Origin of the sequence: Pseudomonas sp. DSV-1 (assembly GCF_035830915.1) — a bacterium.
Lineage (GTDB): Bacteria > Pseudomonadota > Gammaproteobacteria > Pseudomonadales > Pseudomonadaceae > Aquipseudomonas.
Genome location: NZ_JAYMYG010000001.1, coordinates 737,574 through 759,543, shown reverse-complemented (window position 1 = coordinate 759,543; position 21,970 = coordinate 737,574). Strand labels below are relative to the sequence as shown.

At 58.0% G+C, this 21,970-nt stretch carries 24 protein-coding genes and 1 pseudogene; 6 read left to right on the top strand and 19 right to left on the bottom strand.

Translation table 11 applies throughout. The annotated features are described in order from the left end of the window. Positions 1-63: 63 nt before the first annotated feature. Together VSQ83_RS03605 and VSQ83_RS03600 are read left to right on the top strand one after the other, a co-directional pair. Positions 64-657: a phosphoheptose isomerase gene (locus VSQ83_RS03605; protein ID WP_019408589.1), complete on the top strand. Its 594-nt coding sequence runs from the start codon at positions 64-66 to the stop codon at positions 655-657. Continuing rightward, a complete protein-coding gene (locus tag VSQ83_RS03600; RefSeq protein WP_133078914.1) occupies positions 654-1,235 on the top strand; it encodes a BON domain-containing protein in 582 nt (193 codons plus the stop codon). The genes VSQ83_RS03605 and VSQ83_RS03600 overlap by 4 nt, the downstream gene beginning before the upstream one ends. Before the next feature lie 54 nt (positions 1,236-1,289). On the opposite strand, the gene VSQ83_RS03595 is transcribed toward VSQ83_RS03600, so the two are convergent. From VSQ83_RS03595 to rplM, 7 genes are all read right to left on the bottom strand, one after another. Further along, positions 1,290-1,703, bottom strand: a complete 414-nt coding sequence (locus VSQ83_RS03595) for a ClpXP protease specificity-enhancing factor (RefSeq protein ID WP_326425312.1) — start codon at positions 1,701-1,703, stop codon at positions 1,290-1,292. Between the two features lie 17 nt (positions 1,704-1,720). Beyond that, complete coding sequence (locus tag VSQ83_RS03590; RefSeq protein WP_016779514.1) at positions 1,721-2,338, bottom strand: glutathione S-transferase N-terminal domain-containing protein; 618 nt, start codon at positions 2,336-2,338, stop codon at positions 1,721-1,723. A gap of 186 nt (positions 2,339-2,524) precedes the next feature. Next, positions 2,525-3,304: a cytochrome c1 gene (locus tag VSQ83_RS03585; RefSeq protein ID WP_019823826.1), complete on the bottom strand. Its 780-nt coding sequence runs from the start codon at positions 3,302-3,304 to the stop codon at positions 2,525-2,527. Next, positions 3,304-4,515 carry a cytochrome b gene (locus VSQ83_RS03580; protein ID WP_019823828.1) on the bottom strand — a complete coding sequence of 404 codons (1,212 nt, stop codon included), beginning with the start codon at positions 4,513-4,515 and terminating at the stop codon, positions 3,304-3,306. The genes VSQ83_RS03585 and VSQ83_RS03580 overlap by 1 nt, the downstream gene beginning before the upstream one ends. Continuing rightward, positions 4,515-5,108 (bottom strand): ubiquinol-cytochrome c reductase iron-sulfur subunit, encoded by a 594-nt coding sequence (gene petA, locus VSQ83_RS03575; protein WP_019823829.1) that lies wholly within the window; start codon positions 5,106-5,108, stop codon positions 4,515-4,517. The genes VSQ83_RS03580 and petA overlap by 1 nt, the downstream gene beginning before the upstream one ends. Before the next feature lie 253 nt (positions 5,109-5,361). Next, positions 5,362-5,754 (bottom strand): 30S ribosomal protein S9, encoded by a 393-nt coding sequence (gene rpsI, locus VSQ83_RS03570; protein WP_003216038.1) that lies wholly within the window; start codon positions 5,752-5,754, stop codon positions 5,362-5,364. 14 nt (positions 5,755-5,768) lie between these two features. Next, positions 5,769-6,197: a 50S ribosomal protein L13 gene (gene rplM, locus VSQ83_RS03565; protein ID WP_007917032.1), complete on the bottom strand. Its 429-nt coding sequence runs from the start codon at positions 6,195-6,197 to the stop codon at positions 5,769-5,771. A 246-nt stretch (positions 6,198-6,443) separates the two neighbouring features. Between rplM and VSQ83_RS03560 the strand changes: the two genes are divergently transcribed. Both VSQ83_RS03560 and VSQ83_RS03555 read left to right on the top strand, forming a co-directional pair. Further along, positions 6,444-7,484, top strand: a complete 1,041-nt coding sequence (locus VSQ83_RS03560; RefSeq protein WP_326425309.1) for an NADP(H)-dependent aldo-keto reductase — start codon at positions 6,444-6,446, stop codon at positions 7,482-7,484. Positions 7,485-7,764: 280 nt separating this feature from the next. Then, positions 7,765-8,700: a GlxA family transcriptional regulator gene (locus tag VSQ83_RS03555; RefSeq protein WP_219261008.1), complete on the top strand. Its 936-nt coding sequence runs from the start codon at positions 7,765-7,767 to the stop codon at positions 8,698-8,700. 94 nt (positions 8,701-8,794) lie between these two features. Here VSQ83_RS03555 and zapE read toward each other — a convergent pair whose 3' ends face one another. The 3 genes from zapE to VSQ83_RS03540 form a co-directional block, all read right to left on the bottom strand. Continuing rightward, a complete protein-coding gene (gene zapE, locus VSQ83_RS03550) occupies positions 8,795-9,889 on the bottom strand; it encodes a cell division protein ZapE (RefSeq protein WP_133078910.1) in 1,095 nt (364 codons plus the stop codon). 91 nt (positions 9,890-9,980) lie between these two features. Then, complete coding sequence (locus VSQ83_RS03545) at positions 9,981-11,336, bottom strand: tryptophan--tRNA ligase (RefSeq protein ID WP_133078909.1); 1,356 nt, start codon at positions 11,334-11,336, stop codon at positions 9,981-9,983. Between the two features lie 24 nt (positions 11,337-11,360). Beyond that, positions 11,361-11,996, bottom strand: a complete 636-nt coding sequence (locus tag VSQ83_RS03540; protein WP_133078908.1) for an alpha/beta hydrolase — start codon at positions 11,994-11,996, stop codon at positions 11,361-11,363. A 139-nt stretch (positions 11,997-12,135) separates the two neighbouring features. Between VSQ83_RS03540 and VSQ83_RS03535 the strand changes: the two genes are divergently transcribed. Then, positions 12,136-12,570, top strand: a complete 435-nt coding sequence (locus VSQ83_RS03535) for a YhcB family protein (protein WP_133078907.1) — start codon at positions 12,136-12,138, stop codon at positions 12,568-12,570. Between the two features lie 102 nt (positions 12,571-12,672). Here the strand turns inward: VSQ83_RS03535 and VSQ83_RS03530 are convergent, their stop codons facing one another. The 9 genes and pseudogenes from VSQ83_RS03530 to VSQ83_RS03490 all read right to left on the bottom strand — a co-directional run bounded on the left by VSQ83_RS03530 (position 12,673) and on the right by VSQ83_RS03490 (position 20,917). Next, on the bottom strand, positions 12,673-13,395 hold the full coding sequence (locus VSQ83_RS03530; protein ID WP_133078906.1) for an OmpA family protein: 723 nt from the start codon (positions 13,393-13,395) through the stop codon (positions 12,673-12,675). A 171-nt stretch (positions 13,396-13,566) separates the two neighbouring features. Next, positions 13,567-14,475 carry a MurR/RpiR family transcriptional regulator gene (locus VSQ83_RS03525; protein ID WP_133078905.1) on the bottom strand — a complete coding sequence of 303 codons (909 nt, stop codon included), beginning with the start codon at positions 14,473-14,475 and terminating at the stop codon, positions 13,567-13,569. 124 nt (positions 14,476-14,599) lie between these two features. After that, positions 14,600-14,707: pseudogene (locus VSQ83_RS03520) on the bottom strand (histidine/lysine/arginine/ornithine ABC transporter ATP-binding protein); the annotation flags it as partial. 18 nt (positions 14,708-14,725) lie between these two features. After that, entirely contained in the window at positions 14,726-15,838 is a 1,113-nt protein-coding gene (locus VSQ83_RS03515; protein WP_326425306.1) for a succinylglutamate desuccinylase/aspartoacylase family protein, read from the bottom strand. 9 nt (positions 15,839-15,847) lie between these two features. Continuing rightward, positions 15,848-16,546 carry an ABC transporter permease gene (locus VSQ83_RS03510; RefSeq protein ID WP_133078902.1) on the bottom strand — a complete coding sequence of 233 codons (699 nt, stop codon included), beginning with the start codon at positions 16,544-16,546 and terminating at the stop codon, positions 15,848-15,850. A 13-nt stretch (positions 16,547-16,559) separates the two neighbouring features. After that, positions 16,560-17,249, bottom strand: coding sequence for an ABC transporter permease (locus VSQ83_RS03505; RefSeq protein ID WP_326425304.1), 690 nt, complete (start codon positions 17,247-17,249; stop codon positions 16,560-16,562). 90 nt (positions 17,250-17,339) lie between these two features. Next, a complete protein-coding gene (locus VSQ83_RS03500) occupies positions 17,340-18,119 on the bottom strand; it encodes an ABC transporter substrate-binding protein (protein WP_133078900.1) in 780 nt (259 codons plus the stop codon). A 243-nt stretch (positions 18,120-18,362) separates the two neighbouring features. Further along, positions 18,363-20,120, bottom strand: coding sequence for a DUF1302 domain-containing protein (locus VSQ83_RS03495; RefSeq protein ID WP_326425302.1), 1,758 nt, complete (start codon positions 20,118-20,120; stop codon positions 18,363-18,365). Between the two features lie 167 nt (positions 20,121-20,287). Beyond that, positions 20,288-20,917, bottom strand: a complete 630-nt coding sequence (locus VSQ83_RS03490; RefSeq protein WP_133078898.1) for a LysE family translocator — start codon at positions 20,915-20,917, stop codon at positions 20,288-20,290. Between the two features lie 80 nt (positions 20,918-20,997). On the opposite strand from VSQ83_RS03490, the gene VSQ83_RS03485 reads away from it, so the two are divergent. Then, positions 20,998-21,963 (top strand): 2-hydroxyacid dehydrogenase, encoded by a 966-nt coding sequence (locus VSQ83_RS03485; protein ID WP_326425300.1) that lies wholly within the window; start codon positions 20,998-21,000, stop codon positions 21,961-21,963. Positions 21,964-21,970: the final 7 nt, after the last annotated feature.

Sequence of the window (21,970 nt, the reverse complement as noted above, 5' to 3'; positions counted from 1 at the left end):
CGGGAAGTCACTCAGGAACACCTGGATCACGCCCGACCAGCCGCCCTACTTAAGGTCACATAGATGGACATGCAATCCCGTATTCGCCAGCTTTTCCAAGCCAGCATCGACACCAAGCAGCAGGCGATGGAAGTGCTTGCCCCCCACATCGAGCAAGCCAGCCAGGTAATGGTCAATGCCCTGCTCAATGAGGGCAAAATGCTTTCGTGCGGCAATGGCGGATCGGCAGGTGACGCCCAGCACTTTTCGTCCGAACTGCTCAACCGCTTCGAGCGAGAGCGCCCGAGCCTGCCGGCCATTGCACTGACCACCGACTCGTCGACGATCACCTCGATCGCCAACGATTACAGCTTCAACGAGATTTTCTCCAAGCAGATCCGCGCACTCGGCCAACCTGGCGATGTGCTGCTGGCCATTTCCACCAGCGGCAACTCGGCCAATATCATCCAGGCCATTCAAGCCGCCCACGATCGCGAGATGATCGTCGTCGCAATGACTGGCCGTGATGGCGGCGGCATGGCCTCACTGCTGCTGCCCGAGGACGTGGAGATTCGCGTACCTTCCAATGTCACAGCACGAATTCAAGAAGTCCACCTGCTGGCGATCCACTGCTTGTGCGATCTGATCGACAGCCAACTGTTCGGGAGTGAAGAATGACTTTTAATCGCCTTGGCCTGATAGCCCTGACCCTGTGTCTTGGTCTGACTGCCGGTTGCAGTTCGGTACTGACCGCCACCCGCGACAAGCCCATTGAGGATGATCGCGGCACCCGCACCTTCGGCAGCAAAATCGATGACTCCCTGATTGAAACCAAAGTCGCCGTGAACGTGGCCAAGGCCAACCCGGACCTGGACACCGGCTCGCATATCGTTGTCACCAGCTACAACGGCATCGTGCTGCTGGCCGGCCAGACCCCGCGCGCAGACCTCAAGGCCCAGGCCGAACAAGCTGCCGCCGCCGTTCAACGCGTGAAGAAGGTCAACAACGAACTGCAAGTCATGGCACCGTCATCGATCCTTGCGCGCAACAACGACGCCTGGCTGACCACCAAGATCAAGACCCAGATGCTGACCGACAACGCGATCCCTGGCTCACGGATCAAAATCGTCACGGAAAACGGCATCGTCTACATGCTCGGCCTCGTGACCAAGCAGGAAGCCGCCCGCGCCACCAGCTTGGTGCAAGGGGTTTCCGGGGTGCAGAAAATCGTCAAACTGTTCGAGTACATCGACTGACAGCTCCCAACTGCCAGACACAAAAAAGGCGACCTTCTCAGGTCGCCTTTTTTATCACTTCACCACTTTCAGGCTTGGCCGGCCCGTAGGACGCGGCGGCTCGGTGCCTGGCGGCGGCCCATCGTCATCCGGCTCAACCTCGTCATCAGCCTCAAGAGGCTCTTCCAGGTCGAACACCATGCCCTGGCCGTTCTCGCGGGCGTAAACGCCCAGGATTGCTGCAATAGGCACGTACAACGTGTGAGGTACACCACCAAAACGCCCTTCAAAGCTTACTGCTTCGTTGTCCATGTGCAATTGACGCACGGCGGTTGGCGAAACATTCAGGACAATCTGCCCGTCACTGGCAAAACCCGCAGGCACTTGCACCTTCGGGTAGTCAGAGTTAACCAGCATGTGCGGAGTGCAGTCGTTATCAACGATCCACTCATAGAGCGCACGCACCAGATAAGGTCGACTTGAATTCATCGAGGGCTCCTAAAGCCTTAGCGCATGTCGCGTTCGACACCAGACAAACTCGCCTGGAAAGCCTCACGCGCAAATTGGCGCTCCATATAGTCGAGCAGCGGCTTGGCTGGCCGCGGCAATTCAATACCCAAAACAGGCAAGCGCCAGAGTATCGGCAATAGGCAGCAGTCGACCAGACTTTGCTCATCGCTGAGGAAAAAAGGTTTGTCGGCAAACAATGCAGAAACACCCGTCAAGCTCTCGCGCAATTCCTTGCGGGCCTGTACACGCGCAGGCTCCTTGGTCCGTGAATCAAGGATCAAATCAACCAACGCACACCAGTCACGCTGAATACGATGAATCAGCAGACGGCTATTGGCCCGCGCCACCGGATAAACCGGCAACAGCGGCGGATGCGGGTAACGCTCATCCAGATATTCCATCACCACAGTCGACTCCCACAACGCCAGATCACGATCGACCAGGGTTGGCAGGCTGCCGTAAGGGTTCACTTCGATCAGCTTCGGCGGCTGACGGCCCGCCTCCACACTGATGATCTCGGCGCTGACACCTTTCTCTGCGAGCACAATGCGTACTCGATGGGAATAGTGGTCGGCGGGGTCGGAGTAACAGGCCAACCGATTGGTCACGCCCATGGCGGTCCTCCTCGCTTGTTGAAATTATCGGGAGCGGAAAAACGAACGCGCCCAAGGAACGCCTCTGATAACCGCAGAACCTGGGCAAGCCGGGTCGTTGGACCCCGCTTGCCACCCGTCCTGCACTGTTACCTTTTCAGAGACACCCTCGGGCGCGCACGATTAACAGCATTGCGTGTAACTATATCAGTGCACATCCTTCCAGTATTCGCGCTTGAGCAGATAAGCGAACACAAAGAGGAAGGCCAGGTAGATCAGCACGTAAGTACCGATGCGCTGATGCTCCAGCTTCACCGGGTTGGCCGAGTAGGCCAGGAAGGTCACAAGGTTCTTGATCTTCTCATCGAACTGCTCTTCAGTCAGTGCGCCGGTTTTTGGCAGCACTGTCAGTTGGTCGCACGCTTCATGCGTCAAAGGCGTACCGGTGAGCGGATCATACTGCTTCTTGCCGTCTTCGACGATCTGTACTTGCTTGCAACCCACAACCTGACGACCTTGCAGCGGCGCCAGAACGTTAGGCATACCCACGTTCGGGAAGACCTTGTTGTTCACACCCCAAGGGCGAGACGGGTCTTCGTAGAAAGCGCGCAGGTAGCTGTAAAGCCAGTCAGTACCACGGACACGGGCTACGAGCGTCAGGTCTGGCGGTGCAGCACCGAACCAGGCCTTGGCATCAGCAGGCTGCATGCCGATGTTCATGTGGTCGCCAATCTTGGCACCGGTAAACACCAGATTGTCGAGCATGACGTCATGGGGAATCCCCAGGTCGTCCGCCACGCGCTCGTAACGCTGGAACTTGGCACTGTGACAGCCCATGCAGTAGTTGGCGAACGTGCGCGCGCCATCCTGCATGGCAGCCTTGTCAGAAACATCGATGTCGACCTTGTCGAGCTGCACACCTTGTTCAGCCGCAAAGGAGAACACAGGCATAACTGCGAGCATCAATACAGCAAATAGCTTTTTCATCAGCCAGTCACCCTTTCCGGAACCGGTTTGGTCTTCTCAAGCCTGGTGTAGAACGGCATCAGAATGAAGTAGGCGAAGTACAGGAACGTACACACCTGCGACAGCAGCGTGCGACCCGGGGTCGGTGCCAATACACCCAGCACACCCAGAATCACGAAGGAGATGCAGAACACCCACAGCCACACCTTGCTCATCCAGCCCTTGTAGCGCATGGATTTAACAGGGCTGCGGTCAAGCCACGGCAGCACGAACAGCATTGCAATCGCGGCGCCCATGGCAATCACGCCAAGCAGCTTGTCCGGAATTGCACGCAAGATCGCGTAGAACGGTGTGAAGTACCAGACAGGGGCAATGTGCTCCGGCGTTTTAAAGGCGTTAGCCTGTTCAAAGTTCGGTTTTTCCAGGAAGTAACCACCCATTTCCGGGAAGAAGAACACAATCGAGCAGAAGATGAACAGGAACACCACGACGCCGACGATATCTTTCACGGTGTAGTACGGATGGAAGGGAATGCCGTCCAGCGGTATGCCGTTTTCGTCTTTGTGCTTCTTGATGTCCACACCGTCCGGGTTGTTGGACCCGACTTCGTGCAACGCCAGAATGTGCAGTACCACCAGCCCCAGAATCACGATCGGCAAGGCCACTACGTGCAAGGCGAAGAAGCGGTTCAGGGTAATCCCGGAGATCAGGTAGTCACCACGAATCCACTGAGTCAGGTCGTTGCCGATAACCGGAATCGCACCAAACAGCGAAATGATCACCTGGGCGCCCCAGTAGGACATTTGACCCCAAGGCAACAAATAACCCATGAAGGCTTCTGCCATCAGGGCCAGGTAAATCATCATGCCGAACAGCCACACCAGCTCACGGGGCTTCTGATACGAGCCGTAGAGCAAGCCGCGGAACATGTGCAGATAGACGACAACAAAGAACGCCGATGCACCTGTTGAGTGCAAATAACGCAAGATGGAGCCGTATTCGACGTCACGCATGATGTATTCGACAGAAGCAAAGGCCTCTTCTGCCGACGGCGTGTAACTCATGGTCAGCCACACGCCGGTCACGATCTGGTTAACCAGAACGAGCAATGCGAGGGAGCCAAAGAAATAGAAGAAGTTGAAGTTCTTCGGGGCGTAATACTTGCTGAGGTGGTCTTCCCACATCTTGGTGGCAGGGAAGCGGGCATCTACCCAATCCATGAACTTGCTCATTACGCGTTCTCCCCATCGAGGCCAACGACAACAATGTTGTCCGACTCATAATAGTAGGGCGGTACTGGCAGGTTCAGCGGGGCTGGCTGCGACTTGTAAACGCGGCCGGCCAGATCATAGTGCGAACCATGACAAGGGCAGAAATATCCACCTACCCAATCCTTGCCAAGATCAACAGGCGCGACCTCAGGACGGAACGTAGGCGAGCAACCCAAGTGGGTGCAAATACCGATCAACAACAGAATTTCTGGTTTGATCGACCGCAACTCCGGATTCACATAAGCAGGCTGATCAGATTGCTTGGAATCAGGGTCAGCAAGCTGCCCTTCAATCTTCTTCAGATTTGCCAGGATTTCCTCGGTGCGACGTACGATGAATACTGGCTGACCACGCCATTCAGCAATCATTTGCTGACCTGGCTCGACCTTTGCAATATTCACTTTCACCGGTGCGCCAGCGGCTTTCGCCTTGGCACTGGGAAACCACGACCCCACGAACGGGACCGCCGCCCCCACCGCTCCTGCAGCACCCACCACGGATGTGGCTGCTACGAGGAAGCGACGCCGGCCGACATTTACGCCGTCATTGCTCATTCAGTCCTCTCCCATCAGCTTTGTGGCCTGTTAAATCAGGCATCTACTAAATTTGCATCTGAACTTATAAAAATTTTGCAGAATGGTAATGAAAAGCCCCTACTCTGACAAGGTAATTACCGCTCTCGGGCGGCTACAAGCCTTGTAGTATAGGCGTTTGCTGGATGTGGCAAGTTGTCACACCAATAATTCATCACCCATAAAAAAAGCCCAGCTCCGAAGGAGACTGGGCTTTTTTGAACGAAGCTGCGAATTAACGCTTCGAGTACTGCGGACGCTTACGCGCTTTACGCAGACCGACTTTCTTACGTTCAACTTCACGAGCATCGCGAGTTACGAAGCCAGCTTTGCGCAGAGCGCCACGCAGGGTTTCGTCGTACTGCATCAGTGCGCGAGTGATACCGTGGCGGATTGCGCCAGCTTGACCACTTACACCACCACCGATCACGGTGACGTAGATGTCGAATTTCTCGACAGTCTCAGTCAGTTCCAACGGCTGACGAACTACCATGCGGGCAGTTTCGCGACCGAAGAAATTCTCCAGAGTGCGGTTGTTGATCGAGATGTTACCGGTACCTGGACGCAGGAAAACGCGTGCAGTTGCGGTTTTACGACGGCCAGTGCCGTAGTTTTGAGTCGCCGACATAATGAACTATTCCGTTAAAACTTCAGTTCTTGGGGCTGCTGAGCAGTATGAGGGTGAGCAGCGCCCGCATAGACTTTCAGCTTACGGTACATGTCGCGACCCAGTGGGTTTTTAGGCAGCATGCCTTTAACCGCGGTCTCGATCACGCGCTCAGGAGCTTTGGCGATCAGCTTTTCGAAGTTGATCGACTTAATCCCGCCCGGGAAACCGGAGTGAGAGTAGTACATTTTGTCAGTGGTTTTAGCACCAGTGACACGGATCTGCTCAGCATTGATAACAACGATGTAGTCACCGGTGTCAACGTGCGGAGTGTATTCCGGCTTGTGCTTGCCACGCAGACGGCTCGCGATCTCGGTGGCCAGACGACCCAGGGTCTGACCAGCAGCGTCGACGACAAACCAGTCGCGCTTTACTGTTTCTGGTTTAGCAGTAAAAGTTTTCATTCTTTATAGCCTCAGGGGCCGCCCTGTAAATTAGACGGCAGATCTTACTGAATAGTGCGTACTTTGACAAGTCAAAGGCAGCCGGATACAGACGCTATCGGGGGCTCGGGTCAGCGCGTCCGTTCAACGGCAAGATTCTTCGGCAGGCGGCGCATCACTTCCACTGCAGAAAGAGGTCGGCAATTATCCAGATTGCGCAAAAAATTACAACCTGCTTTTATGTTTGTTTACCCGAAGGAGCACCCGATGGACTACCGCAAGCTAGGCCGAACCGATCTGAAAGTAAGCGAAATCGCCCTCGGAACCATGACCTGGGGCGAGCAGAACACCCAGGCTGAAGCCTTCGAGCAAATCGAATACGCAAAAAATGCCGGCATCAATTTCATCGACACCGCCGAGATGTATCCGGTGCCGCCAAAGGCCGAAACCTACGCCAGCACCGAGCGCTACATCGGCAACTGGTTCAAGGAACGCGGGGATCGCGCCGACTGGGTGCTGGCAAGCAAGATCGCCGGTCCCGGCAACGGTATCGATTACATCCGCGACGGCAACCTCAAACACAACCGCACCCACATCGTGCAAGCCCTGGACGCCAGCCTCAAACGCCTGCAAACCGACTGGATAGACCTCTACCAGTTGCACTGGCCCGAGCGCAGCACCAACTTTTTCGGCCAGCTTGGCTACAAGCACAACGCCGACGAGGATTTCACACCGCTGGAGGACACCCTCCAGGCGCTGGACGAGCAGGTCAAGGCCGGCAAGATCCGCCACATAGGCCTGTCCAACGAAACGCCGTGGGCCACCATGAAGTTCCTGCAACTGGCCGAGAGCCGTGGCTGGCCACGTGCGGTATCGATCCAGAACCCCTACAACCTGCTCAACCGCAGCTTTGAAGTGGGCCTGGCGGAAATTGCCATTCGCGAACAGTGCGGCCTGCTTGCCTACTCGCCCCTGGCGTTCGGCATGCTGTCGGGCAAGTACAGTGGCGGCGCCCAACCGCCAAAAGGTCGCCTGAGCCTCTACAGCCGCTTCTCGCGCTATTCAAACCCGCAAGCGGTGGCTGCCAGTGAGCGCTACGTGGCTCTGGCCCGCGAACACGGTCTGGATCCGGCACAAATGGCACTGGCCTACGTCACCCAGCAACCGTTCGTCACCAGCAACATCATTGGGGCGACGACGCTGGAGCAGTTGCGAAGCAATATCGCCAGCCACGACCTGAAATTGTCGGATGAGGTGCTGGCGGGCATCGAAGCGATTCACAAGGACCAGCCAAACCCGGCGCCTTGATCAAAAAATATCCTGTAGCCGCTGCCGCAGGCTGCGATGGGTTGCGCAGCAGCCCCAAATGAAGGCCCTTCGGGCCTTATCGCAGCCTACGGCAGCGGCTACAGGTTTCTTCCTTGACCTCCCCCCTAGACACACAGGAAAAAAAATAAGACGATCCAGCCGTAAGTTGACCAATTTCACCTATAAGAATAATCAAAATATGTCTATGTCTAATCAACTCTCAACGCCCTTGCGGCGCGTCAGCATCCTGGCCATCGATCGGGTATTCGCCTCGACCCTGATGCATGCCAAGGACTTTTTTCATCTCGCCAGCCTGCGTCATGGCAAGCAATTGGGCCGCGGCCTTACCCCCACCTTCGAGACGCGGCTGGTGAGCCCCGACGGCAAACCCGCAGTCAGCTTCAGCAATGTAGTGCTCCCCGTCGATGGCGGCCTGGAGGACTCCGACATCATCATCCTCCCGGCTTTCGGGGAAGACTTCGACACAATCTGCCAGCGTTACCCGCAAGTCCTGCCGTGGCTGCGCGAGCAGCATGCTCGCGGCGCAGTCCTGTGCGCGGAAGCCACCGGGGTATTCTGGCTCGCAGAAGCCGGGCTGCTGGATGGCAAGGAAGCAACCACGTACTGGCGCTTTTTCGACACGTTTGCCCAGCGCTACCCTGAGGTTCACCTCAATCAGGACAAGCACCTCACTGACGCAGACAATCTCTACTGCGCCGGCGGGCCGACCTCTGCCTGCGACCTCTACATCTACATGATCGAACGTTTCTGCGGTGCCAACATTGCCCAGGCCGTGGCCCGCGACATTCTTTACGAGGTGCAGCGCAACTACACCCCCGGACGCATTGGCTTTGGCGGCCAGAAGCTGCACCAGGACGTGATCATTCTGCAAATCCAGCAATGGCTCGAAGACCACTTTGCCGACAAGTTTCGCTTTGAAGACGTCGCTCGCGATCATGGCATGAGCATCCGCAACTTCATGCGTCGCTTTCAGTTGGCCACGGGTGACAAACCCCTGCACTACCTGCAACGCCTGCGTATAGAAACGGCCAAGGGACTGCTTTCGGCCTCGCGCAAAAGCATCAAGACCATCAGCTACGACGTGGGCTATGACGACGCGAGTTTCTTTGCGCGACTGTTTCGCCAGCACACTGAGTTGTCACCGAACCAATATCGGCAACAGTTCCTGCAGGCGGGCGTAAAACAGGTGGCTTGAATTCCAGGTGACGGGCTTGATAGCCCGATGCTGAAGACGCCTTCCGGGTTCTTGAGAGCAAAAAAAAGGCCTGCAATGCAGGCCTTTTTTTCGACTAGGGTTTGTGCGCCCTGGTCAGGTATTCGTGAGACTGCATTTCCAGCAAACGGCTGAGGGTACGCTGGAACTCGAAGTTCAGGCGCCCGCCGGTGTACAAGTCCTTGAGTTCGACTTCAGCCGAGATGATCAGCTTGACGTTGCGGTCATAGAACTCGTCGACCATGTTGATAAAGCGTCGGGCGATGTCGTCGGTTTTAACGTCCATCTGCTCCACACCGCTGATGATCACAGCGTTGAAGATTTTACCCAGCTCGATGTAGTCATTCTGGCTACGCGGGCCGTCGCACAACTCGCGAAAATCGAACCAGGCAACGTCATCGCAAGTGCGAAGGGCGCGAATGGTACGATTTTCGATGATCAGGTCATCGCCTTCAATCGCCCGGGTAGAGTTGTGCGTCAGCGCTTTGAAGCTCTCGCGCAAACTTTTCTCGGAAGCCTCGTCCAGTGGGAAGTGGAACAGTTCGGCCTGCTCCAGATGACGCAGACGGTAGTCGACGCCGCTGTCGACGTTGACGATCTCGGTGTTCTGCTTGATCAGTGCAATGGCAGGCAAGAAGCGCGCGCGCTGCAAGCCGTCCTTGTACAAACCGTCCGGCACGATGTTCGACGTCGCAACCAGGGTAACGCCGTTTTTGAACAGCTCTTCCATCAAGGTGCCCAGAATCATTGCATCGGTAATGTCCGACACAAAGAATTCGTCAAAGCAGATCACCCGTGCTTCATCCGAGAAGCGCTTGGCAATGATGGTCAACGGGTTCTTTTCGCCATTGAGGGTACGCATCTCTTCGTGCACGCGCTTCATGAAGCGGTGGAAGTGAGTACGCATCTTCTGCTTGAACGGCAACGCGTCGAAGAACGTGTCGACCAGATACGTCTTGCCCCGGCCTACGCCACCCCAGAAGTAGATGCCCTTGACCGGCGTCAGCTCTTTTTTGCCGAACAGCTTGCCGAACAGGCCCGGCTTGCTTTGGGAAGCCGCCACCAGGTCGTCGTACAGGCGCTGCAGATGGCGCACGGCGTTTTCCTGTGCGGCATCGTGAAAGAAGTCCGGGCGTTTCAGATCAACTTGATATCGTTCTAGAGGCGTCATAATTCGTTAGCAAGGCAACAAAAACGGGCCGACACTGTAGCGACGGCCCTTGGGAATGGCAATCAAACCTGAGACGAAACGTCGCACTTTCTCAGTCTTGCGCGGGCAGCAGTGCCACTCGCAGTGCTTCGATTGCCCCATCACGTGACGAACTGTCGGCAAACGCCGGGCTGTCGGCCACACAGGCGTCGTCCAGCCAGACGCTGAAGCTCAGCTCATCAGTGCGCACATCCAGCGGTTCACCGGATTGCAACTGCTTGGTCACCTGACCTGCGGCTTTGCCATCGGCAAAACTGCGTGACAGCAACAATTGCTCGCCATCTGCGGCCAGCAAGCGGAAACGGAAACTGCCGTCTTCGTCGCGAAAGCTTACAAAGCGCGGGCCCTTGACGGCTTTCTTTTTGCTGGCGGTGGCGGTCTGAGCCACGCTGACAAATGAACGCAGACCCACCGCCTCACGCAGTTGCTCAAGGAATGGACTCGCGGTTTTACGGGCTTTTTGCGCGCCAGCCAGAAGAATGTCTTCCATATCGGCAGGTCGCGACATCAAGTCATGATAACGCTCGCGGGACTCACCCAGTTCGGCGTCCAGCTGCTTGAACAGGCGCTCTTTCGCCTCGCCCCAGCCCAGCCCCTGCAACAGCTCGCTGCGCAACTCTGCCGCCTGCTCAGGCGTGGAGAATGCCTGGTACAGGGTGAACAGGTGCGAGTTGTCCGGATCTTTCGGCTCGCCCGGCGCACGGGAGTCGGTAACGATGCGCGAAATAGCGCTTTTCATGTCTTTGGCGCTGCTGAACAACGGAATGGTGTTGTCGTAGCTTTTGGACATCTTGCGACCATCAAGGCCCGGCAAGGTGGCCACGCTTTCTTCGATCAGCGCTTCAGGCATGGCGAAAAACTCTTTGCCATTGCCGAAAAGATGGTTAAAGCGCTGGCCAATGTCACGGGCCATTTCAACGTGCTGGATCTGATCACGACCGACCGGCACCTTGTTGGCGTTGAACATCAGGATGTCCGCCGCCATCAACACCGGATAGCTGTACAGCCCCATGGTGATGCCCGCATCCGGGTCTTCGCCATTTTCCAGGTTCTTGTCGACCGAAGCCTTGTAGGCATGGGCACGGTTGAGCAGGCCTTTGGCAGCGACGCAGGTCAGCAGCCAGGTCAGCTCCGGGATTTCCGGGATATCTGACTGGCGATAGAACGTTACACGATCAACATCAAGACCGGCAGCCAGCCAGGTCGCAGCGATTTCCTGACGCGAGCGCTGGATGCGCAGCGGGTCATCGCATTTGATCAGGGCGTGGTAGTCGGCCAGAAAGTAGAACGAGTCGGCATTGAGATCGCGGCTGGCCACGATCGCAGGGCGAATGGCCCCGGCGTAGTTGCCCAGGTGCGGCGTACCGGTGGTGGTGATACCGGTGAGGATACGAGTACGAGAGGTCATGGGTAATCGCTTATCAGGCTGCAATCAATTCGAAAGGCGTGGCGCTACCAACTCTTTGAGCTCGGGCAGCTTGCCGTGAAAAAAGTGTCCGCATTCTGCCACTTTCAGCAGCTCATGGGGGCGCGACAGGTGGTTTGACCAGTTATAGACCAACTGCGGATCAATCACTTCGTCGGCTTCAGGCTGGATAACCGTCAAGGGACACCCTTGCGGCAAGGGGTAGTCGTCACGCAAACGCGAGACCGCTGTAGCGATCATGAACAGATGCGACAGCTTTTCGCCCTCGGCCTCAAGTCGCCCGCCCAGGCTGGCCGCGACAAAGCCGCCAAACGAAAAACCGATCAGGGTGATGGGTAATTCAGGGTGTTTGGCGCGCAACCAATGAGCCGCAGCCAGTGCGTCGTCGATTTCGCCAGTGCCCATATCGTGACTGCCAGCGCTCGCGCCGACACCACGGTAATTAAATCGCAAGGTAATCAGGCCAGCATCACGGGCAGTGCGTTGCAGGGTCGAAACCACTTTATTCATCATCGTTCCGCCCTGCACCGGATTAGGGTGGCACAGCAGCGCAAGGCCCCGTGGCTCAGCAGAATCAAGGTACAAGGCTTCCAGTTGGCCGACCGGGCCATCAATTACTACGGGGGTTTCGCGGGTAAGCAAGAAGGAACTCCGTGACCTCAAATTGGGTCGACTCGTCTAGCTGATAGATTCTGTCTGACATATTTGCGAGTGCATCGCGGTATACAGCGCAGGTCCGAGCCGTTAACGTAAAGCAAAGCCGTTTATAGAGGAAGGACTCGTGGAACACTCGCTCTTGATTTGGTTGTTGCCGACTCTAGCCCTGGTTGCCGGTGTCGCCATTGGTTTTCTGGTTGCCCGTCTGTTGCCAAATGCCGTGCCTAACCGCACGCAGCGTCAGCTGGACGACATCCAGGAACGTTTTGACAGTTACCAAAGTGAAGTGGTTACCCACTTCAACACCACCGCCAATCTGGTGAAAAAGCTCACCCAGAGCTATCAGGAAGTGCAAGAACACCTCGCCGAGGGCGCCAACCGTCTGGCCCTGGACGAGCAAACTCGCCAACGCCTGCTGGCTGCTTTGCACTCCGATGTGCCACAACCGCATCGCGAGCGCATCACCCCGCCGCACAGCACCGAGCCGCCATTGGATTACGCCCCAAAAAGCCCCAACGGCCCGGGCATGCTCGATGAGCATTACGGTCTGAAAAAGTAAACAGTGCGCTCAATAAAAAGCCCCGCGATCTGCAAGGATCGCGGGGCTTTTTTTGTACGGCTTGCGACTAACCCGTAGCAGCTGCTACGAAGTGCCTTGCCTTTACGGGTACTGCTGCACCTGGCCTGGCTGCTGGTATTGCATGCCCGGGATCGGCGCCAGGGTGACTTGAACGCGGCGGTTTTGCGCACGGCCGTCAGCCGTTGCGTTGCTGGCAATCGGGTCGGCAGGGCCTGCGCCACGTACCGACAGGTACTGGCCGCTGACACCCTGGGACGTCAGGTAGCTCGCCACGCTTTGCGCACGCTGCTGCGAAAGCTGCATGTTGTAGTTGTAGTTACCGGTGCTGTCGGTATAGCCCACGATCTGAATCTGGTTCTGGTTGTTGAACTGCTTCAACGAGTTCGCCAGGTTGTTCAGCGGCTGATAGAAACTTGGGGCGATGTTGGCGGAGTTGGTGGCGAAGGTAATGTTGCCCGGCATCACCAGTGTGATGTTGTCACCCTGACGCTGAACTTCTACGCCCGTGTTGGCCATGCTTGCACGCAGTGCCGCTTCTTGCTTGTCAGCGTAATAGCCATAACCCGCAGCACCCAGACCCGCCACGGCGGCGCCGATCAGCGCACCCTTGCCACGGTTGTTGTGGTCGATGGCAGCACCGGCCACAGCACCGGCCAAGGCCCCCAGGCCGCCGTAGGTGGCCGTTTTGCTCAAGCCCGTCCCCGAAGAGGCCTGGCCCTGATTGTCATACGGGTTAGGCGTAGCGCAGCCGGCCAGCAAGGCAACAGCGCTTGCTGCAACAATCAAACGACGCGAGATGAACATGGTGACGCTCCTGATCAAACTTTCTGAGGGGGCAAAGGCCATTGGCGTTAGACCTTTATAAGCCTTGGAACACGACCAACGGTAAAAATTCCTTTGGCCGCAAACATTCGCACTCAACGAACAATAGCCGCCCGAACGCCACCTCACAAATCCATGTACCCGCTCTTGCAGTTACTTTTTCGACGCTTTGCTGCTCACCGGAATATGCAGGTAAGACATCACGCTTTCGGTCAGTTCGGTTGCCAGTTTGACGGCTTCTTTATTACGCGCCATCACCCCTGCAACCAGCCCTTCGATCAAAGCGAGCACCGCAATGCTGGAGCTGGTCATCACCGGATGATCGGCAGGCGCAAACAGTACGTGCTCGGCAATACTGGCCAACGGCGAGGCCGGTGAGTCGGTGATCGCCAGCACACAGGCGCCCCGCTCCCTGGCAAAGCGTGAAAGCTGCAGGGTGTCGATGGAGTAGCGCGGCAGGGAAATAGCCAGCATGACGTCCTGATCGGTGATCGCAGCCAGGCGATACGCGGCGTTTTCATTACCGCCCTCCATGCTGATGGCCGTCGCATCGGCACAGAACGGCATCAGGGTCGAAGCTGCCAGGCCCGCGAAGTAGACGCTATTGCCAAAGCCCAGGATGTAGATCTTGCGCGCCTTGATCAGGCTCGTGACAAAGGCTTCAAACGTATCCGGATGATTGTTGGTCGCCGCGGTGGCGAGGTTGCTGCTGGCGCTCTGGATTTGCTCATGCAGGCCAAATGCGCCGTCAGGACGATGGGCCAGTTCGTTGCGAAGCTTGTCTACCGGCGACACCACTTGCTGCAACGTCGCCACCAGCTCGGCCTTCATGCCGGTGTACCCCCCCAGGTTCATGGCCTTGGCCAACCGGTTGACCGCGGCCGGGGATGTGGCCGTTTCCTGGGCCATTTCCTCAATCGTCAGCGTTGCGGCCCGCAGCGGGTGACGCAGGATAAAGTCCGCGACCTTGCGCAATGAAGGCTGCAAGTGGGGCGCGACCTCTGCCAGCTTGCGCATGACCGGAGCCGCATAAATAGTGGTGTTTTTGGATGGGCTTGGCATGTCCGGCTCAACATTTCCTGTGGATAAAAGAAGGGGCTGTGCCCAATCAATGGTGCGAGCGGGCTTGCGTGGGCCGACCGAGTGTATCCCAAGCCCACCCCGGGTGCGCAGCCCGCAAGCCGGGGCCGATGATGCTGATCACATCCCCCGCCTTTGCCTCCAGAGACACGCCCTTGAGCACTTCATGGGAACCGTAGCTTTTGTGCAAATCGCGCACTTCAAGTTTGTACATGATGTCCACTCTCCAGGATCAGTCGCTCAGCAGGCGGCCTTGGCGAATAAGGGTGCTGCCAGCGACTTTGGCCAGCCACAACCCGGGCTGGGCAAAGCGCAGGCGCTCGCGGGCATAGAGGATGCCGTCAGTGTCGGCACGCACCACGCTGTGACGGTCAGTGATCGGGTCGATCACTTCAAACAGTGGATCGCCCACCGTGACCCGAGCCCCCAGTGGCTGAATAAAACTCACCACCCCTGGATGGGGTGCATAGGCGTACTGCGCGCCTGCAAACGGCGTCGCCTCGCAACAGTCGGTTGGAGCCGTCGACCAATCACCATTGATCAAACCCTGATCGGCGAGATACCCCAAAATTGCCTCGGCGCTCTGTGCACACGGCTCGGCCTCGGTATCCGCCATGCCGCGCAACTCAATGGTTGCAGCCACACACGCCAACGGAATATCCGCTTCGGGAAAGCGCCCGGCGAGCTGCAGCCAGGGGATCGCACACGCCTCATCAAACGCGCTGCCGCCTGCATCTTCCGCCAGCAATGCGGCACCGGCCTGCAGCCGGGCAGCCAGTGACTGCAGGCGCGGCCAGTTTTGCGGCATGGCGTACAGCAGCATGATCGACTCGAAGTCACAGTGCAGGTCCAGCACCACATCAGCGTCACAGGCATGGCGCATCAGCAGGCAACGCAAGGCATCCAGCTCAGAAGCCGGAGCCGGCAACTCATCCAGGACAGCGAGCATGGCGCTGCGCACCCGCGCGATATTGGTGCCAGCATCCGCACCTAACTGCCCCTCCAGCCTGTCTGCCACTGCGTCGGCCAGGGCCGGAAAGTCACGATTGAAATTCTTGCCGCTGGAAAACTCGAAACGCCCCTGATGGGTGGCCTGGAACATCTGGCCAATACCGATGGGATTGGCCATGGGCACCAATTCGACCACCCCATTCAGACGGCCCTGCCCTTCAAGCTCGAGCAGACGGCGCTTGAGCTCAACGGCAACCCGCATCCCCGGCAACTCGTCGGCATGCAAAGAGGCCTGGATATAAGCCTTGCGCTGCCCCTGGCCAAAACGAAACAGGGACAAATGGCGTTCGGTGCCCGAAGCAGTCCACGGCAAAAGGTACTTGATGTGTTCCATGAATATTCCTTAGTGCTTGCGCGGTGCCAGATACGCCAACCAGCGGCGCTCGGCGAGCTTGAACAGACGAACCAGAATGAACGTCAGGACCAGATAAAAAATGGCCGCGGTCACAAAGGCCTCAAACGGCAGGTAGTAGCGCGCACTGACCGTACGCGCGGCGCCGGTGATGTCGACCAGGGTGACAATCGACGCCAGGCTGGTGGTCTGCAGCATCATCAGCACTTCGTTGCTGTACTGCGGCAACACACGGCGCAGGGCCGACGGCAGGAGAATCCTGCGAAACAGGGTCGCCCGTGACATGCCCATTGCTTTACCGGCCTCGATCTCGCCGTGGGGGGTTGATTTCAAGCTGCCCGCCAACAGTTCCGCGCTGTAGGCACTGGTATTGATTGCAAAGGCCAGGCACGCGCAAAAGGTGGCACTGGAAAGGTAGGGCCACAGCACGCTTTGGCGTACCGCCTCAAACTGCGCCAGTCCGAAATAGATCAAAAACAACTGCACCAGCATCGGCGTGCCACGGATAACGTAGGTGTAAACCCAGGCCGGAAAGTTGATCAGGGGCGAGCGCGAAACCCGCATCAAGGCCAGCGGAATGGCCAGCATCAGCCCGAAGAACAGTGAAATCAGCAGAACTTTGAGAGTCACCAGGGCGCCACTGAAGTACAGCGGCAGGCTTTCCCAGATCAGGTTGTAGTCGAGCATCATGAGGGACTCCCAATCACAGTTCGGCGGCTTTTATGCCGACCGAAAAGTGTTTTTCCAGATAACGCAGCACCAGCAAGGACACGCTGGTCAGCATCAGATACAACACCGCCACGGCGAGGAAAAACGTAAACGGTTCGTGGGTCGCATCCGCTGCGTTCTTGGCTTTGAACATCATGTCCTGCAAGCCGATAACCGAAATCAACGCCGTGGACTTGGTCAGCACCAGCCAGTTGTTGGTGAACCCCGGCAGGGCGAAGCGGATCATCTGCGGCACCAGAATTCGCCAGAACACCTGTGAACGGCTCATGCCATACGCCTGTCCCGCCTCGGCCTGACCTGCGGGGATGGCCATGAAGGCACCCCGAAAGGTTTCCGACAGATAGGCGCCGAAAATGAAGCCCATCGTGCAGACACCGGCGATAAAGGGATTGATATCGATGTAGCCGGTGTAGCCCAGCGCCAGCGCGATGCGGTTGATCAGGTCCTGGCCGCCATAAAAGATCAGCAGGATCAGCACCAGATCAGGGATACCCCGAATCACCGTGGTATAGCCCTCCCCCAGCCGCGCCAGCCATTTGACCGGAGACAGGCGAAAGGCCGCACCCACCAGACCCAGGGCAATCGCCAGGGCCATGGACGTCAGGGCAAGGTTCACGGTCAGCCAGGCACCATCGAGAATGCTCGATCCGTAGCCGTGGAGCATGATGAAATTCCTCAGGCGAGCGCCAAAAAAAGCGCGAGACCAACCCCTGCCGCCCCCTGAAAGGAGGCGACTTGAAGGTTGCGGGGTTACTTAGCGTTGGCCGTAGATGTCGTACGTAAAGTACTTGGCCATGACCTGGTCGTATTTACCGTTGGCACGAATCGCATCAATGGCTGCGCTCAGGCGTGCAGCGTTGGCGGTGTCGCCTTTGCGCACCGCAATACCGGCGCCACGTCCGAAGTATTTCGGGTCGTTGATGTCCGGGCCAACCAGGGCGTAATCCTTGCCAGCCGGGGTTTTGATAAAACTCTCGTCGGTGTAGACGATGTCCGCCAGGGTGGCGTCCAGACGGCCCGAGGCCAGGTCGAGGAAGGCTTCATTCTGGGTGGAGTAGCGCACGACCACGACGCCCGCCGGCTCCAGCTGTTCGGTTGCAAAGCGGTCATACGTCGAAGAACGCTGCACGCCGAGACGCTTGCCCTTGAGGTCGACCTTGGGGTCGGTGAGCACATTGCCCGCCTTCATCGCGAACTTGCCGGGGGTGTGGTAGTACTTTTTGCTGAAGTCCACCGACTTGAGGCGGTCTTCGGTAATCGACATCGAAGACAGCACCGCATCAACCTTGCGCACCTTAAGTGAAGGGATCATGCCGTCGAACTCCTGGACGACCCAGGTGCATTTGGCCTTCATTTCTTCACACAGCGCATTGCCGATGTCGTAGTCAAAACCACTGACTTCACCCTCAGGGGTTCTGAAGGAGAATGGCGGATAGGCCGCCTCGATGCCGATGCGCAGCGGCGCTTCATCGGCGTGAGCCATAAGGCTCGCAGCGCAAAGTGCCAATACACCTAGAAGTTCTGTCTTTTTCAAATTATTGACTCCTGAAGGGGCGCCATCCGGGCTGGCTCGGTGGTTAAAACCCATGAGGGTGTGCGCCTATAAGTGACACGTATTATTTCATAAATCAATATCGTGAAAATAAATATATCACCTGCAGACAACATCTCTCCTTGTGGGAGCGGGCTTGCTCGCGATGGCATCACGCAGTCATGCAGGCAGACCGCGTCGTCTGAATCACGAGCAAGCCCGCTCACACAAAAAAGAGAGGGGGTGTCAGAACTTCACGCCCAGCGTCAACGCTACAAAATCCCGGTCACTGAGGGTGTTGTAGCGCCCGCCAAAGAAATTGGTGTACGACAGGCTGCTGGTGTAGGTGCTTTGGTATTCGCCGTCCAGACCGAAGGTGATGGCTTTGCGACCCTCTTCGAAGTTGGCATTGGGGCCAGGGGAATAGCCGCTGATGTCATGGGACCAGCCCAGATTGGGCTTGAGGTTCACACCGGGCAGGACGCTGTTGTATTCCCACACCGCCAGGCCACGGTAGCCCCAGGAAGTGGCAGTGGTGAAGCCGTCGTTGCCGCCTGAACCGAACACCGGGTCCCGGCCATAACGCAGGTCTGAGGGGCTATCCAGTCCGCCCACATACGTCACACCCACTTCACCGGTCACGGTCAGGCGATTGGCCCCCATGGCGTTGTCGAAAACATGGCTGAGCGAGGTCTGGAACCGGGTAATTTCCTTGCGCCGATAGCCCTGCACATCCGCGCCGGGAGTCACGGTCAATGGCGATGCGCCTGCAAGCCCGGGCAGCAGCGTGACATTCGCATACAGCAGGTCATTGCTGTTGAGTTGCACCGGCGCATTGGGGCGATAGCTCAACTCGCCTTTCCAGCGCGTGCCTGTGGATAACGTCGTGGCGAAGCTCAAACCATACAGACGGATATCTTCGGGGTATTCAACGTAGTAGCTGGAGTTACCGGCGACGATCATCGGCGCCAGCGCCCCTGCACCTGATGCCGCGTTGTAGGCCGACTGCGGCGCAGCGCCCGCGCTGAGGATCGGGTCGCGGCTGTGGTAATTCATGAAGTAGGCACCAAACTCGGTGTCCAGCGGCTCAAACACATAGTGCATGGCCACGCCAAACTGGCCGCTGTTGCGCGCATTGCGATCGGCTCCGCGACGCACCAGAACGCCCTCGCCGTTCACGTCGACACCCGCGCCGGTGAGGGCCGCGAGGTCCGCCACATCGAGCGCTGAGCGCTTGCTCATCACGCGATAGTTGCCGCTGCAACCGTCAGCCATCACGTCGGACCGGGAGAAAAACGTCCCGCAGTTATCCGCTTCCGATTGCTCCCAATCCAGTTGATAAAAAGCGTCGGCCGACAGATTGTCGGTCAGGTTTTGCGAGATATAGAACAGGTTGACCGGCACCAGACCGTCTTTGTATTCAGTACCGGGACGCCGATAGGCAGACGCGTCAGTGGGGTTGATCCCATTGATCCCGCCACCGATAAATTCGCTTTCGCCCCAACTGACCACCTGCTTGCCCAGACGCACCGCGCCAGGCTGATCGGCAATCGCGTAGTTGTGATACACGAAGGCATCCAGCAGTTGTGTACCGGCAGATTGGGCACTGGCTTTTCGTCCGCGGTCACTGATGGCTTTGAAGGGGCGACTGTCGTCTTGCAGTTCGAAGTCGTACCAATACTTGCCGCGCACGTACAGGCCACTGTCACCGTACTTCAGCTCCAGCGCGTGCATGCCGGTAAAAATCTTTGAGAAGGTTTCGCCGCGCTTGAAGTTGAGGCGGCCATCATCCGAGATTTCGGATTGCCCCTTGCCGCCATTGTTGGCGCCAATCAAGTTACGGTCGGCCTTGGCGGTGGACCAACTGGCACCGATGGACAACTCGGAATCGATCTGGCCCTCGACCGGGCCGATATTGAAGCTTACGCCCCAGGCGGACGTCGACGCGAGGCTGACTGCCAGCGCCAGCTTGGCGCGGCGCCAGGACCGGTTGACTGAGGACATCGATACTTCTCCGTGGGCACACTGCAATTAGCCCGCAAGGATGAAGCAAATCCAGATTTTGACAAGAACACTCCCGCCCCCGTAGTCGCTGCCGAAGGCTGCGAGCTTTTAATTAATCGCTATCAGATCAAAAGCTCGCAGCCTTCGGCAGCGACTACGCATAGCGATCAGTGCATCTCGGTAAACGCCAGCTTCACGCCCAGCGCCACCAGCACTGCGCCCATGGTGCGATCAAACCAGTGGCCCATGCGGGCAAAGCCGGTGCGTACGCGCTGATGGCTGAACAGCATGGCGACCATGCAAAACCACAGCCCGGTGGCAACCGCGAGGTACACGCCATAGCCCGCCTGGATCGACAGCGGCGTATGCGGGTTGATCACCACGGTGAACAACGACAGGAAAAACAGTGTCGCCTTGGGGTTCAGGCCATTGGTGACAAAACCCGAAGTGAACGCCCCGCGAGCCGTACGCTCGCCCACCGGCAAGGCGGCGGCCAGTGCTGCCGGATCGGCCGGCTTGGCCCGCAGCGCCTTGAAGCCGATGTACAGCAGGTAAGCCGCCGCCAGCCACTTCAGGGCGTTAAACAGCACAATGGATTGCGACACAATGATCCCGATGCCCAATAGCGAATAACCGACATGGACGAAAATCGCCGTGCCTACACCAAAGGCGGTAAAGATGCCGGCGCGGCGACCGTGGGTCACGCTCTCGCGAACCACCACAGCAAAATCCGGCCCGGGGCTGGCCACAGCCAACAGGTGAATCAGGGCAACGGTCAAAAATTCTGTCCAGTACATGCACGGCTCCATTACAAATTGTTTCTTCTGTTAGGCTCGCCACATTACGCCTTCATTTCACAGCACAAAAGGTACAGTTGATGACTAACACTCAGCGCGCCGTATTCCTTGATTACACCTCACTGGATCTGGGCGACCTCGATCTTGACCCGCTGCGCCGAAGCTTCGGCGATCTGCAGGTGTGGTCGGACACCACCTCCGGGAATGTGATCGAGCGTCTGCAAGGCGCCAGTGTAGCCATCAGCAACAAAGTCCAGCTCAACGCCCACACCCTCGCCGCGTGCCCGGAGCTGAAGCTGATTCTGGTAGCCGCCACCGGCACCAACAACGTCGACCTTGAAGCCGCCCGCGCCCAGGGGATTACCGTCGCCAACTGCCAGGGATACGGCACGCCCTCGGTGGCACAGCACACCCTGGGCCTGCTGCTGGCACTGGCGACACGCCTGGTCGACTACAACAAGGCCGTGGCCGACGGCCAGTGGCAGCAAGCCAAACAGTTCTGCCTGCTGGACTTCCCGATTGTGGAGCTGGAAGGCAAGACCCTGGGCCTGTTCGGCCATGGCGAGCTGGGCAGTGCGGTGGCCAGGCTGGCCGAAGCCTTCGGCATGCGCGTATTGATCGGCCAGATCCCGGGCCGCCCGGCCCATGCCGACCGCCTTACGCTGGACGAACTGCTGCCCCAGGTCGACGCCCTGACCTTCCACTGCCCGCTCACTGAACACACGCGCAACTTTATCGGTGCCCGCGAGCTGGCACTGCTCAAGCCCGGTGCCTTTGTGGTCAACACCGCACGCGGCGGCATCATCGACGAACAGGCACTGGCCGACGCCCTGCGCAGCGGCCATCTGGGTGGTGCGGCGACCGACGTGCTGAGCGTCGAACCTCCCCGCGACGGCAACGTGTTGCTGTCAGCCGACATCCCGCGCCTGATCATTACCCCGCACAGCGCGTGGGGCAGCCGCGAGGCGCGCCAGCGCATCGTCGGCCAACTGGCACAAAACGCCGAAGCGTTCTTCAACGGTACAGCGCTGCGGGTCGTCAGTTGATAGACTG